Genomic DNA, 14,623 nt, shown 5'->3' on the forward strand with positions numbered 1-14,623 from the left:
CCCCCGCCTCACCCCGCGTGCGGCAGCAGCACCTCCACGCGCCCCTCGCGCACCCGCGTCTCGAACCGCGGCTGCGGCGAGGTGGCCGGCCCCCGCAGCACCTCGCCGGTCTCGAGCGAGAAGGCGCTGCCGTGCCACGGGCAGGCGACGCACGCCTCCCCCGAGCCGTCCGCCGAGACCTCGCCCTCGTCGAGCGGGCCCGAGAGGTGGCTGCAGACGTTCGAGAGCACGTCGATCCGCTCGCCCCGCCGGAAGGCGAGCAGGGGGAGGCCCGCGACCTCCCTCCTCACCGGCGTGCGCTCCGGCAGGTCCGCCAGGGCGCCGAGCTCCTGCCAGCCGGAGGGGAAGCGGTGCGGCACGTCCTCCGCGTGGTTCGCCCCCGCCGCCTGGCGGTAGCTGAGGTGGCCGCCCAGGTAGCCGCCGCCTGACACGACGGCGAGCCCGAGCATCCCGAGCACCTTCCCGCTCGTGGTGCGCCCACGGCGGCGCTGCACCCACGACGCGGCGTAGAGGCCCGTCGCGACCACGTTGGCCGCCGAGTGCACCAGCCCGACGCGGGTCTGCTGCTCGTGCAGCTCCGACCAGTCGGTGAAGCCGGAGGCGGCGGTCGGCAGGACGCTGATCACGCCGACGCCGACGAGGGTCCGCGCCGCCCGCTGGTTCCCCGGCAGCAGGTCGAGCACCGCCGCCGACACCCAGGCGCCGGTGGGCACGAGGACGAGCAGCGGATGGACGGGGTGGCCGACGGGGACGCCGTGCAGCACGTCCCGCACCGGCTGCGGCCGGACCACCGCGTTCACGGCCCGCTTCACCCGGCCGACGAGCGGATCGAGGGCGGCGGCGTTCTCAAGGCGGGTGACGAGTCTGACGAGTCTGATCTCACGCATGCCTCATGCGACCAAGCGGGCGGCCCCGGCGGAAGGGGCTTGCGGCGGAGGAGGAGCAGTCGGACCCCGTCGGGCGGCCCCTCGCTTGCCGACCCCGAGCCGTTTCGCCTACGCTGACCCGGGGCTTTGTGAACGGTCACATCGCCCGAGCGAGGAGCATGATGGACCAGCGCAGGCCCACCCCCGCCGACGTGATCACGAGCGGCGCCACCGCCCTCGGCATCGAGCTCGGCTCCACCCGGATCAAGGCGTGCCTGGTCGACGCGGCCGACCCGTCCGTGGTCCTCGCCGTCGGCAGCCACGAGTGGGAGAACCAGTTCGTCGACCGCCGCTGGACCTACTCCCTCGACGCCGTCCACGCGGGCCTCCAGGCCGCCTACGCGGACCTCGTCGCCGACGCCTCGTCGCGCCACGGCGTGCAGCTCTCCTCCGTCGGGGCGCTCGGCGTCTCGGCGATGATGCACGGCTACCTCCCCTTCGATGCGGACGGCGGGCTGCTCGTCCCCTTCCGCACCTGGCGCAACACCAGCACCGGGCCCGCGTCGGCCGAGCTCACCGAGCTGTTCGGCGCCAACATCCCCCTGCGCTGGTCGCTCGCGCACCTGCACCAGGCGGTCCTCGACTCCGAGCCGCACGTCGAGCGGATCGACTTCCTCACCACCCTCGCCGGCTACGTGCACTGGCGCCTCACCGGCGAGAAGGTCCTCGGAGTCGGCGACGCCTCCGGCATGGTCCCGACCGACCCGGCGACCCGCGACTACGACCAGCGTGTCGTCGACCTCTACGACGCGCGCGCGGCCGGCGCCGTGAAGCCGCTGCGCGAGCTGCTGCCCGCCGTGCTCCCCGCGGGCGCCGACGCCGGCTCGCTCACCGCCGAGGGCGCGCTCCTGCTCGACCCCACCGGCGCCCTCCGGCCCGGCGCCCCCGCCTGCCCGCCCGAGGGCGACGCCGGCACCGGCATGGTGGCGACCAACTCCGTCGCCCCGCGCACCGGCAACGTCAGCGCCGGCACCAGCATCTTCGCCATGGTCGTCCTCGAGGGCCCGCTGGAGAGCGTGCACCACGAGCTCGACCTCGTCGCGACCCCCGCCGGCGACCTCGTCGCGATGGTCCACTGCAACAACGGAGCCAGCGAGCTCGCCGGCTGGGTCGGCCTGTTCTCGCGATTCGCCGCCGCATCCGGCGGACCCTCCGACAGCGACGCCGTCTACGGCACCCTCTTCGCCGAGGCGCTCGAAGGCGAGGCGGACGCGGGCGGACTGCTCGCCTACAACCACCTCGCGGGCGAGCCGATCGCCGGCCTGGTCGAGGGCCGCCCGCTCGTCGTGCGCACCCCCGACTCGCGCCTCACGCTCGCCAACTTCATGCGCGCGCAGCTCTACGGCGTGTTCGGCACGCTGGCTCTGGGCATGCGCGTCCTCGCGGGCGAGGGCGTCCGGATCGACGAGATGTTCGCGCACGGAGGCATGTTCCGCACCGCCGGGGTCGCCCAGCGCTTCCTCGCCGGCGCGCTCGACGCCCCGGTCTCGGTCGCCGCGACCGCCTCCGAGGGCGGCCCGTGGGGCATGGCGGTGCTCGCCGCCTACCGCCTGCAGAGCGGAGTCGCGCTCGACGCGTACCTCACCGATCAGGTCTTCGGCGACTCCGGCTTCGAGACCGTCGCCCCCGACGCGGACGACGTCGCCGGCTTCTCCGCCTACCTCGAGCGCTACCGCGCCGGCCTCGCCGTCGAGCAGACCGCCGTCGAGACCCTCACCGACCCGCAGAACCAGGGAGCCACCGCATGACCACCCAGACCCCCGCCGTCGAGGAGGCGATCGCCCGCGTCCGCGAGGACGTCGCGCGGCTGCACTCCGAGCTCGTCCGCTACGGCCTCGTCATCTGGACCGGCGGCAACATCTCGGGCCGCGTGCCCGGTGCCGACCTCTTCGTGATCAAGCCCAGCGGCGTCTCCTACGACGACCTCGCGCCCGAGAACATGATCCTCTGCGACCTCGACGGGAACGTCGCCCCCGGCACCCCCGGCAGCGACCGCAGCCCCTCCAGCGACACCGCGGCACACGCCTACGTGTACCGCGAGATGCCCGAGGTCGGCGGAGTCGTGCACACGCACTCCACCTACGCGACCGCGTGGGCGGCCCGCGCCGAGTCGATCCCCTGCGTCATCACCGCGATGGCCGACGAGTTCGGCGGGGAGATCCCCATCGGCCCGTTCGCGATCATCGGCGACGACTCCATCGGCCGCGGCATCGTCGCGACCCTCAGCGGCCACCGCTCGCGCGCGGTCCTGATGCAGAACCACGGCGTCTTCACCATCGGCAAGGACGCGAAGGACGCCGTCAAGGCGGCCGTCATGGCCGAGGACGTCGCCCGCACCGTGCACCTCGCGCGCCAGGGCGGCGAGCTCGTCCCCATCCCGCAGGAGTCGATCGACGCCCTGTTCGACCGCTACCAGAACGTCTACGGACAGAACCCCACCGGAGCCATCGCATGAGCGTGTACCAGAGCATCATCCCCGACCTCGCCACCCGCACCGTCTGGTTCCTGACCGGCAGCCAGGACCTCTACGGCGAGGACACCCTCCGCCAGGTCGCCGAGCAGTCGCAGGCCGTCGTCGCGCAGCTCAACGAGGCGAGCGCGATCCCCGTGACCGTCGAGTGGAAGCCGGTGCTGAAGAGCTCCGACGCCATCCGCCGCACCATGATCGAGGCGAACTCCGACGACTCCGTCGTGGGCGTCATCACCTGGATGCACACCTTCAGCCCCTCGAAGATGTGGATCCACGGCTTCGACGCGCTCGCCAAGCCGCTGCTGCACTTCCACACCCAGGCGAACGTCGCCCTGCCGTGGCAGGACATCGACTTCGACTTCATGAACCTCAACCAGGCCGCGCACGGCGACCGCGAGCACGGCTACATCCTCAGCCGGATGAGCGTGCCTCGGAAGACGGTCGTCGGCCACGCGAGCGACGCCCGCGTCACCGAGGCCATCGGCACCTGGTCGCGCGCGGCCGCCGGCTGGTCCGCCTCGCAGAGCATGAAGGTCGCCCGCTTCGGCGACAACATGCGCAACGTCGCCGTCACCGAGGGCGACAAGACCGAGGCCGAGATCCGCCTCGGCGTCAGCGTCAACACCTGGGGAGTGAACGAGCTCGTCGAGCGCGTCGACGCCGCCACCTCCGAGCAGATCGACGCCCTCGTCGCGGAGTACGTCGAGAGCTACGACGTGGTCCCCGAGCTGCTCCCCGGCGGCGAGCGCCACGAGTCGCTCCGCTACGGCGCCGCGGTCGAGATCGGCCTGCGCTCGTTCCTGGAGGAGGGCGGCTTCGAGGCGTTCACCGACAGCTTCGAGGACCTCGGCGGGCTCCGCCAGCTCCCCGGACTCGCCGTGCAGCGCCTCATGGCCGACGGCTACGGCTTCGGCGGCGAGGGCGACTGGAAGACGGCCGTCCTCATCCGCATCGCCGCCGTCATGGGCGCCGGCCTCCCCGGCGGCACCAGCCTGATGGAGGACTACACCTACGACATGACGCCCGGCGAGGAGCTCATCCTCGGCGCGCACATGCTCGAGGTGTCGCCGTCCCTGTCGTCGAAGCGCGCCTCGCTCGAGATCCACCCGCTGGGCATCGGCGGCCGCGAGGACCCGGTGCGCCTGGTCTTCACCGCCGACGCCGGCCCCGCCGTGGTGGTCGCCCTGAGCGACGTCCGCGAGCGCTTCCGCCTGGTCGCGAACAAGGTCCAGAACGTCGAGCCGCCGCAGACGCTGCCGCACCTGCCGGTCGGCCGCGCCGTCTGGCAGCCGGCCCCCGACTTCGGCACCAGCGCCGCCGCCTGGATCACCGCCGGTGCCGCGCACCACACGGTGATGACGACGCAGATCGGCCTGGAGGCGTGGGAGGACTTCGCCCGCATCGCCGGCGTCGAGCTCCTGGTGATCGACGAGTCGACCACCCTCCGCGGCTTCGAGTCCGACATCCGCTCGAACGCGGCGTACTACCGCCTGTCCCAGGGCCTGTAGATCCTGCGAGGCCGGACGGCCGGCTCCCTGCGGGGGGCCGGCCGTTCCGTCGTTCCCGGCGAGCCGCCGGGTCGGGGCGGGGGGCCCGCCGCCGAGACCGACCTGGATCGCGTCCGCGATCGAGGGCGGATCGCCCGCTCCGGCCCGTTCGGCGCCCGCTGCAGCGTCCCGGCCCCGGTTGCGGACGCGCTCGCAGCACGACGGAGGCCGGAGGCCCGGACGGCCCTCGCGGGCAGTCGGTCCTTCCGGCCTCCGGGATGCAGGCGTGCGGCGGGCGGTCAGTCGCGCGAGGTCGAGAACGCCGCGTCGAAGGCGTCGGCCGGCGGCGTGATCGCGTTGAGCTTCCGCACGAAGGCCAAGGCCTCGGGGGCGCCGTCGAGGCGGTCCATGCCGGCGTCCTCCCACTCGACGCTGGTCGGGCCGGTGTAGCCGATCGCGTTGAGCGCGCGGAACACCGGCTCCCACGGGACGGCGCCGTGCCCGGTCGAGACGAAGGTCCACCCGCGGCGCGGGTTCGCCCACGGCAGGTGCGAGCCGAGGACGCCGTTGCGGCCGTCGAGGTTGGTGACCGACTCCTTCACGTGAACGTGGAAGATGTGGTCGGCGAAGTCGAGCACGAACGCGACGCTGTCGAGCTGCTGCCAGACGAAGTGCGACGGGTCGAAGTTGAAGCCGAACGAGGCGCGGTGGCCGATCGCCTCGAGGGTGCGCTTGGCGGTCCAGTAGTCGTAGGCGATCTCGCTCGGGTGCACCTCGAGCGCGTAGCGGACGCCGACCTCCTCGAAGACGTCGAGGATCGGGTTCCAGCGGTCGGCGAAGTCCTGGTAGCCGGCGGCGATCCACTCGTCGGAGGCGGGCGGGAACATGGCCACGCCCTTCCAGATCGACGAGCCGGAGAAGCCGTTGACCTGCGTCACGCCGAGCGCGGCGGCGAAGCGGGCGGTGTCCTTGAGGTCCTGGGCGGCGCGCTGCCGGACGCCCTCGGGGTCGCCGTCGCCCCAGACGCGGTCGCTGAGGATGTCGCGGTGGCGCTCGTCGATCGGGTCGTCGCAGACCGCCTGGCCGGTGAGGTGGTTCGAGATCGCGAAGACCTGGAGGCCGTTGCGCTCGAGGATGTCCTTCCGGCTCTGCACGTACTCCGCGTCGTCCCAGCGCGCCACGTCGATGTGGTCGCCCCAGCAGGCGATCTCGAGGCCGTCGTAGCCCCACTCCCCCGCGAGGCGCGCCACCTCCTCGAAGGGGAGGTCCGCCCACTGGCCGGTGAAGAGGGTGATCGGTCGCGTCATCGCGGATTCCTAACTCTCGACTCCCGCGCGCCGTCGCACCGGGAGAGGTAATTTGAGGGTTCACGCAACATATCAGGCACTCCCGCGAGCCCGAAAGGAACCGATCATCGCCCCGATCGCCGGCGCACTGTCGCGCACGCCCACCCTCGTCACCGCCACTGCGGCCCCGACCTGGGAGGAGGGCCTGATCGTCGGCAGCGGCCGCGTCGGCGCCGTGGTGCACGGCCCGGCCGACTCCCTGACCGTCCCGCTCGCCCACGAGCGCTGGTTCCTCCCCGTCAATCCGCGCCCGGACGCGCCCGACCTCGCCGGCGTCCGCGACGAGCTGCGCGGCGCCCTGCTGGCCGGCGACTCCGACACCGCCACCGCCCTGCTCGCCCGCGCCGCCCGCGACAGCGGCTACGACGGCGGCCTGATCTGGACCGACCCGCTCGGCCTCTGCGCGACCGTCACGCTGCGTACCCCCGGCGGTGTCGCCTCCGCGGTCCGCCTGATCGATCCGCTCGGCGGCGAGGCCGCGGTGGAGTGGACCGACGAGGACGGCGGCCGCCACGCCGTGCGCCTGCTCGCCCCGCACGGCGGCGAGGGCGTCCGGCTGGCTCTGGAGTCCTCCGCGGACACCGTCGTCACCGTCGAGCTCGCGCTCGGGGCCGGCGAGGCGACCTCCTTCGACACCGGCGTGCCCGACGCCTCGGTCGTGGTCTCGTCGCACGTCGAGGGCGGCGCCTCCGCGGTGCTCACGGCCGAGGCGGGCGAGGGCCCGACCGCGATCCGCGCCGTGACGCGGGCGACGAGCGGAGCGACGTGGCGCGTGGCCGGGGGCGCCGCCGTCTCGGACGTGGAGATCTCCGCGGGGGTCGCCCGCGTGCTCCGGCTGGACGTCGCGATCGGCGTGGCTCCCGACGCCTCCGCCGACCTCTCCTGGGCGGAGCTGCGCGAGGCCCAGCGCGAGGGGCACGGCCGGCTGGTCGGCGCCTCCGTGCTGGATCTCGACGGCGCCTCCGACGCCGAGCTGACCGAGGACCTGTGGGACGCCGCCCGCGCCGGCGACGAGGGCGCGCGCCGCCGCGTCGTCGAGCTCGCGTACCTCAGCGGCCGCGCGAACATCGTCGCGTCGACCGGCGAGCTGCCGCCGACGCTGCAGGGCGTCTGGCAGGGCACCTGGCGGCCGGCCTGGTCGGCCGACTACACGCTGAACGGCAACGTGCAGAACGGCGCGATGGCGGGGATGATCCCGACCGGCACGCCCGAGCTGGCGCTGTCGATCCTGGAGCTGGTGCTGCCGCACCTCGACGACTACCGCGAGAACGCGCGCCTCGTCTACGGGGCGGAGGGGATGCTCCTGCCGTCGCGGATGTCGACGCACGGCCGCGCCGACCACTTCGCGGCGAGCTACCCGCACCTGTTCTGGACCGGCTGCGGCGGCTGGGTGCTGCGCCTCGCCGCCGACGCCGTCGCCGCGACGGGCGACCGCGGCATCGTGGACGACCGGCTGTGGGAGCTGGCCGAGGGCGTGCTCCGCTTCGCCGAGACCGGGACGACCGTGGTCGACGGGGTGCGCCGGATCGTCCCCTCCTACTCCCCCGAGAACACACCGGGTGGTGCGCGCTCGCCGATAGCGGTCGATGCGACGATCGACGTCGCCGTGCTGCGGGACGCCGCGCGGGCGACGGCGCTGCTCGGCCGGGCCCGCGGCGACGACTCGCTCGACGAGCGCTGGGCGCGGGTGGTCGCGGAGCTGCCGGAGTACCGGGTCGCCGAGGACGGCACGCTGGCGGAGTGGATCGACCCGCGGTTCGCGGAGGAGATCGCGCACCGGCACGCGTCGCAGCTGTACCCGCTCTGGTACGCGGGCGACGCGGCCTTCGAGGGCCCCGGCGCCTCCGCGGTGCGGATGCGGGCCGCCGCGGCGGCGACGGTGGCGGCGAAGATCGCGTGGCGGGCCGAGGCGCCGACCGCTCCTCCCGGGCGGATGGAGATGGCGTTCGGGCTGGTGCAGGTGGGCGTCGCGGCGGCGGCGCTGGGTGACGGGGAGGCGGCGCTGACCTGCGCGGAGTGGCTCGCGGTCGAGCACTGGTCACCGACGCTGACGACCCTGCACGACGCGGGGCGGATCTTCAACCTCGACGCCAGTGGCGGACTGCCGGGGCTCGTGGCGGCGATGCTGCTGGGATCGGATGACGAGACGCTGACGGTGCTGCCGGCACTGCCGTCCGCGTGGGCGCGGGGTGCCGTGACGGGGCTGCGCGCGCGCGGCGGGGTGGTCGTGGACCGGCTGGAGTGGTCGCCGGGGCGGGCGACGCTGTGGGTGCGGCGGGTGCCGAGCGCGGAGTGGCTGGCACCGGCGGGCGGGACGCGGGTGCGCACGCTGCGCGACGCGGTACTGCGCGTCGACGGGCGCGAGGTGTCGGGCGGGCTGGAGCTCGGTGCGGAGGCGGTGCGCGTGGACGTGGAGTGGCTCCGCGCCTGAGGGTTGTGGGGGGCGACCTCCGACTCGTGGAACGCGCCTAGGCATGTGGAAACGGGCGGATCCGGTGAGCCGGCCGAGGTCTGCCCGGGCGATGCGGGAGCCGCGGTCAGGCCGGTGGCCTCGCAACGAGCTCCCGCAGCAACCGGTCATATGCCATGTCGGTTGTGCGGGCACCTTCACGCGTCCACCGCTTCGTGAGCGGAAGTCGTAGTGGGGGACGATCCGCAAAATACACTTCAGTCGCGCTCACACCGAAGGTGGCGCCCGTGTCGTCTGACGGCGACTCGGCATCAAGGACGCGCACCTCACGGACACTGTTGAGCGGCCAAATGGCGGTGGCGATCTCTGCAAACTTTGAGCGTTGGTCGATTTCTGACACGGTGATGTCTACCGCTAGGCGGCCTGCGATCAGAAAGACCCGTCCGCCGGCCACCTCGTCTAGGGCGCTGGTGATGTATTCGATCGATGCTGATCGAGTGGCGGCGAGGACTCGAGTCAGTAGTATCTGGAACCACGCCGGCCAGTCGTCGACTCGGCGGTGTGCGAAGTGAAGGTAGTTGTCGGAGTTCGCGGCAGACACTTGATGGCCGAGAGCAACGAGTGCCTCCAAAGCACCGTTCTGTGTTTTCACAACTCTCCGCTCGGTGTCAGTGGTACCCGTCAGACTAGCAACATGCGAATTTTCATCAGCAGTGTTCGGACGGGGCTGGAGCAGGAGCGCGACGCGCTGCCGGGGCTGGTCAGAGCACTGGGCCATGAGCCGGTGCGGTTTGAGGAGTTCACAGCGCAAGCGGTCCCGAGTCGTGAGGCGTGCATCAACGGCGTCGAATCCAGCGACGCGTACCTATTGTTGCTCGGACCGAACTACGGCGAGCCTCTTGCCGATACTGGGCACTCGCCGACCCACGACGAATGGATCGCTGCTACGCGAATCGGGATCCCCCGTTTCGTGTTCCGCAAGAACGGCCCCATCGCGGATGAACGCCAGCGTGAGTTTGAGACGGTGCTCGGTGATTATCGTTCCGGCCGCTTTTGGGCAAACTTTGAGGACACGCCCGAACTGCTGGCAGCGGTTGTCACTGTCGTGCGCGAGCTCGAGGCCGGTCCATCCAGCCTTACATTCGAGCCGCTGCCGCATCCGATCTCGATCGACTGGTATGCCGTCGGCGATCGCAGTTCGGGTTCACAGGACGGCGCCCGACCGCAACTCGAGATCCACGTTGCACAGCTCGGCGGCCGACTCCTGTCGGAACGGATCCTCGACCAGGTCGAGAGCGGTGTTCCGAGCTTGGTGCGAGCGGCGGCCCTCGCCGACCAAAGCGCGCCGCTCGATGTCGACCATTCGCCGGGCTTGGTGACCCTTGTAACGTCGGCGCCTCAGCGGGGATCCTGGCAGGAGACTAGCGATGGACACCTCAGCGGTGTGCACGTGGCGGCATCCGGTCAGGTCAGCGTGCTGTTTGGTCTTCCCGGCGATGCGATGGGAACCATCTACGATCCGCAAGACGTCTCCGCGAGGATCGCGTCGGCTCTGCGTCTGATCGGCCAGATCGGTGTCGTTCAGACGCCACTAATTGCCATCGGAGTCGGTCTCACTTCGATGTCGATGGTCGCGATCGGTACAGCAGGCGGACCCGGTCGAAATCGCGCCGGCATGACGATGAGCAGCAGCGCCGTCAGGGCCGAACCTGACGAAGCGATCTCCATCGCCGCGCTTGATCAAGGGGCGGGCGAAGTCGCCGTAACGCTCAGTCGAACGCTGCTTCGCGCCGTGCAAAGGGTGCGATGATCACCGCTCGGAGGGCGCTGAGGGCGCTCCACGAGCGAAGTGTTCTCTTGCGGCGCACCTCCGTCAGCCGGGCCTCGCCGATGCCGGACTAGTAGTGATGAATCGGCGGAGCCCCCTCAGAACACGCCCGGCGATCACGATCGAGAAAACGCGGACACGATGATAGCGCGTGGCGTCCACACGGCTATCGAAGACGATCTTGCGGCACTCGCAGAGCGTGTACGCGGGCCAGAAGCCAGGGATGGTGGCCATCCTTCCTCCGCTGCCCCATCCTCCGACGCATTCCCACGCACCGCGGAGCTCCCTGAACTCTGATGCGGGAATGAGTTCGCCTTGACGGTCCCGATTGCGCAATGCTCCACCTCGATAGGCGAGCGTGCGCGATACCGACGACGACTGCAGATGGGACTCCGACGCCTCGTTGGACAAATCCACCGTCCCATTGAGCTTTGCTCTGGCCGATCGCAGCCGCAACCGCAGGTCCCGCGGAACGCCCTCAAGCCCGTCCAGGGCCGCCGCGGCGCGTTCGCGCGCGCGCCGTTGCGGAATCCATCGCGTGTCAGGAAGTTGGGACATCTGCTCGAGAACGCGCACGAGAGTGTCCGCAATGACGAGACGCAGTTCCGGCGGAGGAGGGGGTTGCTCGACAGTCATCTCCGCCAGAGCCCGAACAAGGGTCCGACGGGCCTTCACATACCGGCCCATTATCCAATCGCAGGCGGCCGAACGTTCTACCCGCCGCCACCGCCACTCCAATGAATCGTCACCGGCGGTCGCCCATAGCCTGGCCACCTCACGGTATCGGCCGGCATCCCATTCCGCTTCGGCGAAGCTGACCGCCGTTGTTGCATCGACAAATTCTGGATGTCGGTACCGTAAACCTCTCAGCGCCCCCGGCATACCCAGCTGTGCGAATAGCAAGACAGTGGCGCGTGATCGCGTTACCGAATCCAACAGCAACTGTGGCGGGTCCGCTCTGGATGCGACGTTTACGGATGGGACGTCGATCTTCCAGCGCAGCCCGATACCCGCCAGTATTAACGCGGTTGGGCCTACTACGACCGTGACTTCGACCCCTGCTGAACGCAACAATTTGACCGTCGACGCCGCACTATCTGTCTGTGGCAACTCTTGGACTCCTTGATCGACCTTCGCGTAGTCGAGCCATACGACGGAAAGGTGGGTCATGCGAGGTGCTCGGTCGGAAAGGTAGGGGATGACGTCGAAATAGTCCGATGAGGAGTATCCGGCGACAATGAGGGTTCGTGCTGTCTTGTCAAGAAGTATCTGATCGAGCTCGACTGCTACGTCGGGTGCTAGCCCGTTCTCGATGACTGGCAAGGTGAGGCCGATTTCGTTGAATCCAACGCCGGCATCGAGACGGCGGTGGAGGTGAAGTATCGGCGCAGGCGCGCCCTGATGCGCCTGCGCGTAGGCGGTTTCGATCGCCGTGTCCACGTTCGCCGTCACGTGGCGGCCCCCACGGAAGCAGTGCTCGGCGAACAGTTGATGGTTCGAATTTGGCGGTACGTTGAGACGATCGCGGAGGAAGGGACCAACGACATCGGAAGGGTAGCTGTTCATCACAACATCGAGGATGGTCTCGAGGCGAGGTACTCCATCGGGCGCCCCGGCGATCTTCAACGCTTCGGTGACCTCGTTCCACACTCCGTCCTCGAAGAACGTTGTTACCGCATCCAGAGTTAGTTGGATGCCACTAGGGCCACAGCTTGGAGGGTCCACCGAGATGCCGGCACCGGTTAAGAAGATTGTTTCGCGCGGATCCGGGCTAACCAGGCCCGCGGCGATATCCACTCCGACGCTCACACGGGGCCCCGCTCGGGCGCTCGTGTGGCGCAGCGGTGCTTGACCGTTTCGATCAGTGCCGGCCGCATGATAGGACTTTGATTTCTCACCTGATCGGTGATCGTCGGCTAGTGGCCCGCCGTCCGGCGCTTGTGCTCACGCTTTCCGGCCTGAATGCGGCTCGTCCGCTCAGCGAGCGTGCTGCGCCACCAGCCGCCCGCGGGTTCACCCATGATTCCGCAGCCGAGTTCGTAGAAGTACATCATCTCGTTCTTCTTCTCGTTCTCACGTCGAAGCCAATCGCGCAGACCCATGGCGGGCTCCTATCGGGGTGGGGGAGCTGTCTGGTACGGACGAGTATGGCGAAGCGCAGAGCCCGACGTCTACCCTGATCGAACCGACCGGGCGATGAAGGAGCACCACACGGTGAGCATCCCTGGATTACGAGGAGGAATCGTTTGATGGACCCAACACCCGTGATCACGCAGACCGCCGAAGCCAGCGCCGGTTCGGCCGGCGGTAACGACCTGGTGGTAGCGCTTGTTGGCGCTCTCGCTGGTGTCCTGGCCGGAGCCATCGTGACGACCGTACTTGGCGGTCTCTCCGGATATTCGGCTTCTCGCCGCCGAGAAAGCTCTGCGCTTCGGTTCCTGGTGTCGTCCTTGGCGCAGAGGCGCGCGTTCCGGCCTCGACCAGAAAGTGAAGCCAGTGAGGGGGAAGACCGCCGGCGCCTGATTCAGTCCATCATTGCCTCGCGTGATCTCGCGAACGAGACACGGAAAGAGCTTCGGCCGAAATCGTACGCATGGGATCAAATCATCACCGTCATCGCTGAATGCAACGGGTTCCTGGAACGAGTCGAAGACGATCCCGCGTCCTACCGGACCTTCGCGCACGCCCTCGCCGAGGACCTCGCCGCACCCTTGACCGTGATCATCACCAAGCAGAAGCTGGCCACATCCGAGCGCAACTACCTCCCCGGAAGCCTCGCCTACCCGTCCAGCCTTTCCTCAGCATCGCCCCTTCCGGCAGCAGGATAAGGACCGCTGCGCCGCCGCCGGTTGACTAGGTCGACGCCGAGACTCAGAATGAGAGGGAGGGGCGAGGATTGGCCTCGCCCCAGGTGCGGCGGGTTGTTTCGCATCATCCGCCAAGAAACTGGATGTGATGGGGACGAGTGCGATCCGGCCCGTGTTGAGGAGATACTGCTCGGCGAAGTCGATGTCTCGCGCGCCGAAGAGGATGACATTCTGGTCGTCTAGGCCGTCGCTCAACCCGGAGTTCCAGAGCCCGAGCGGGCCGGAGAGCGCCATGCCGCCGAGGTAGCCGGTGGCGGTGTTCCCCGGGGTGCTCAAGTCGGCGTGGGCGTCGAACCAGATCACAACCGCATCGGGGTGACGCTTCGCAGTCATCGGCGGCATCGCCGGAGCGACCGAGCAACTACGGAGGACCGTTACCGGAGTCCGCCCGGCGGTCAAGAGCGTGTCGTATCGCTCCGCCGTCCGCTGCAACACGGGAGGGCGAAGGCGAGCTCTTCATCCCATTCATCCGGAACAGCGGGCGTCGGTTCCCCGACCACCGTCGCGCGCGCATCAAGGGTATCGCCGAGGACGGCCGTCTCGCTATTCCTGCGAGACGGTGGGTACGCGCTTGCCCTGGCCGCCTTTGGAGATGCGGATAACGATGACGCTCTTTGAGGTTGGCTCGATCATTCTAATGTAGTAGGGCTTGTTGCCCTGTCCCGGCGACCGTCCTGGAACATCGATGAGGTCCTGCACGAGCGCCCTACCCGGGTACCACTCGCTCCACTGTGTGTCAGCAGCCTGACGGACGTCGACGGGGATCGATGCGTAAAGCACTTCCCTCGCAGTGGCGTCAGGAGTCGACGGTACTTCGGTTAGGCCGCTGAGGGGTCCCATCTCGCCGTCAACTGCGCCTGGCGGTACAACGTCGACCTCTTCTCCTGCCGGTGAGGTCTCGAGAAAGGATGTCTTTAACGTCCACAGCCGCCCCGTAGCGCACAAGAGCGCGAAGATCGCTGCGCCGGCGATGAGCGCAATAGTAATCGCTGGATCAGGCGGACTCGAGACGCTCACGACACAACCGGCCGGTGCGTCCGTGCATACAGGGGCGGCTTCAAAAACCCGGATCGGGAAGGTAGTGATGGCGATAGCGGCTAGTCCGAAGAGGGTTGCGACGGCGCCAGAAATCACGCGATGGTTGAGATTGAGTTTTACTGGTTGCGTCGTCTTCTTTGGTACGTCCTTGTCTGACATGCGATCCTCGCTGCTGGGAGCCGGTGTGGGTAATGGGGTCAGTCTGTCCCTGAAGGGGAGCCGGTGCAAGAAGGCAAGGTTCGCGGCCCTCC

At 69.4% G+C, this 14,623-nt stretch carries 13 protein-coding genes; 6 read left to right on the top strand and 7 right to left on the bottom strand.

Annotated elements, in window-relative coordinates:
* Window positions 1-8: 8 nt before the first annotated feature.
* Complete coding sequence (locus tag C5B93_RS03390; protein ID WP_104226053.1) at window positions 9-887, bottom strand: Rieske 2Fe-2S domain-containing protein; 879 nt, start codon at window positions 885-887, stop codon at window positions 9-11.
* Between the two features lie 161 nt (window positions 888-1,048).
* Between C5B93_RS03390 and C5B93_RS03395 the strand changes: the two genes are divergently transcribed.
* Genes C5B93_RS03395 through araA form a run of 3 tightly spaced genes read left to right on the top strand, consistent with a single transcriptional unit; the run spans window position 1,049 to window position 4,904 of the window.
* Window positions 1,049-2,674: a xylulokinase gene (locus tag C5B93_RS03395; protein ID WP_104291772.1), complete on the top strand. Its 1,626-nt coding sequence runs from the start codon at window positions 1,049-1,051 to the stop codon at window positions 2,672-2,674.
* Window positions 2,671-3,381: an L-ribulose-5-phosphate 4-epimerase gene (locus C5B93_RS03400; RefSeq protein WP_104291773.1), complete on the top strand. Its 711-nt coding sequence runs from the start codon at window positions 2,671-2,673 to the stop codon at window positions 3,379-3,381. Before C5B93_RS03395 ends, C5B93_RS03400 begins: the two co-directional genes overlap by 4 nt.
* On the top strand, window positions 3,378-4,904 hold the full coding sequence (gene araA / locus C5B93_RS03405; protein WP_104233641.1) for an L-arabinose isomerase: 1,527 nt from the start codon (window positions 3,378-3,380) through the stop codon (window positions 4,902-4,904). The genes C5B93_RS03400 and araA overlap by 4 nt, the downstream gene beginning before the upstream one ends.
* A 278-nt stretch (window positions 4,905-5,182) precedes the next feature.
* Here araA and C5B93_RS03410 read toward each other — a convergent pair whose 3' ends face one another.
* Entirely contained in the window at window positions 5,183-6,190 is a 1,008-nt protein-coding gene (locus C5B93_RS03410; RefSeq protein ID WP_104226056.1) for a sugar phosphate isomerase/epimerase, read from the bottom strand.
* Between the two features lie 52 nt (window positions 6,191-6,242).
* Here C5B93_RS03410 and C5B93_RS03415 point away from each other — a divergent pair, with 52 nt between their 5' ends.
* Window positions 6,243-8,660, top strand: coding sequence for a glycoside hydrolase family 95-like protein (locus C5B93_RS03415; protein WP_146078422.1), 2,418 nt, complete (start codon window positions 6,243-6,245; stop codon window positions 8,658-8,660).
* Between the two features lie 106 nt (window positions 8,661-8,766).
* Here the strand turns inward: C5B93_RS03415 and C5B93_RS17125 are convergent, their stop codons facing one another.
* On the bottom strand, window positions 8,767-9,291 hold the full coding sequence (locus C5B93_RS17125) for a hypothetical protein (protein ID WP_181068311.1): 525 nt from the start codon (window positions 9,289-9,291) through the stop codon (window positions 8,767-8,769).
* 42 nt (window positions 9,292-9,333) lie between these two features.
* Between C5B93_RS17125 and C5B93_RS03420 the strand changes: the two genes are divergently transcribed.
* Window positions 9,334-10,449, top strand: coding sequence for a DUF4062 domain-containing protein (locus C5B93_RS03420; protein ID WP_181068312.1), 1,116 nt, complete (start codon window positions 9,334-9,336; stop codon window positions 10,447-10,449).
* A gap of 63 nt (window positions 10,450-10,512) precedes the next feature.
* On the opposite strand, the gene C5B93_RS16865 is transcribed toward C5B93_RS03420, so the two are convergent.
* Window positions 10,513-12,264 (bottom strand): hypothetical protein, encoded by a 1,752-nt coding sequence (locus tag C5B93_RS16865; RefSeq protein ID WP_181068313.1) that lies wholly within the window; start codon window positions 12,262-12,264, stop codon window positions 10,513-10,515.
* Window positions 12,265-12,383: 119 nt separating this feature from the next.
* Complete coding sequence (locus C5B93_RS03435) at window positions 12,384-12,569, bottom strand: hypothetical protein (RefSeq protein ID WP_104291778.1); 186 nt, start codon at window positions 12,567-12,569, stop codon at window positions 12,384-12,386.
* A 162-nt stretch (window positions 12,570-12,731) separates the two neighbouring features.
* Between C5B93_RS03435 and C5B93_RS16870 the strand changes: the two genes are divergently transcribed.
* Window positions 12,732-13,295: a hypothetical protein gene (locus C5B93_RS16870; protein ID WP_146078424.1), complete on the top strand. Its 564-nt coding sequence runs from the start codon at window positions 12,732-12,734 to the stop codon at window positions 13,293-13,295.
* Here the strand turns inward: C5B93_RS16870 and C5B93_RS17850 are convergent.
* Together C5B93_RS17850 and C5B93_RS16875 are read right to left on the bottom strand one after the other, a co-directional pair.
* The gene (locus C5B93_RS17850) at window positions 13,266-13,769 is read right to left on the bottom strand and encodes an arginase family protein (RefSeq protein ID WP_104291779.1); all 504 of its coding nucleotides are present in this window, start codon (window positions 13,767-13,769) and stop codon (window positions 13,266-13,268) included. The genes C5B93_RS16870 and C5B93_RS17850 overlap by 30 nt on opposite strands.
* A gap of 108 nt (window positions 13,770-13,877) precedes the next feature.
* The gene (locus C5B93_RS16875; protein WP_146078425.1) at window positions 13,878-14,531 is read right to left on the bottom strand and encodes a hypothetical protein; all 654 of its coding nucleotides are present in this window, start codon (window positions 14,529-14,531) and stop codon (window positions 13,878-13,880) included.
* Window positions 14,532-14,623 lie beyond the last annotated feature (92 nt).

The sequence above is a fragment of the Rathayibacter sp. AY1A2 genome (assembly GCF_002930935.1).
Lineage (GTDB): Bacteria > Actinomycetota > Actinomycetes > Actinomycetales > Microbacteriaceae > Rathayibacter.

What these genes read in the sequence shown, in the direction of transcription:
- C5B93_RS03390 (WP_104226053.1), bottom strand. Translation starts at nt 887, where the DNA reads ATGCGTGAGATCAGACTCGTCAGACTCGTCACCCGCCTTGAGAACGCC.
- C5B93_RS03395 (WP_104291772.1), top strand. Translation starts at nt 1,049, where the DNA reads ATGGACCAGCGCAGGCCCACCCCCGCCGACGTGATCACGAGCGGCGCC.
- C5B93_RS03400 (WP_104291773.1), top strand. Translation starts at nt 2,671, where the DNA reads ATGACCACCCAGACCCCCGCCGTCGAGGAGGCGATCGCCCGCGTCCGC.
- araA (WP_104233641.1), top strand. Translation starts at nt 3,378, where the DNA reads ATGAGCGTGTACCAGAGCATCATCCCCGACCTCGCCACCCGCACCGTC.
- C5B93_RS03410 (WP_104226056.1), bottom strand. Translation starts at nt 6,190, where the DNA reads ATGACGCGACCGATCACCCTCTTCACCGGCCAGTGGGCGGACCTCCCC.
- C5B93_RS03420 (WP_181068312.1), top strand. Translation starts at nt 9,334, where the DNA reads ATGCGAATTTTCATCAGCAGTGTTCGGACGGGGCTGGAGCAGGAGCGC.
- C5B93_RS03435 (WP_104291778.1), bottom strand. Translation starts at nt 12,569, where the DNA reads ATGGGTCTGCGCGATTGGCTTCGACGTGAGAACGAGAAGAAGAACGAG.
- C5B93_RS16875 (WP_146078425.1), bottom strand. Translation starts at nt 14,531, where the DNA reads ATGTCAGACAAGGACGTACCAAAGAAGACGACGCAACCAGTAAAACTC.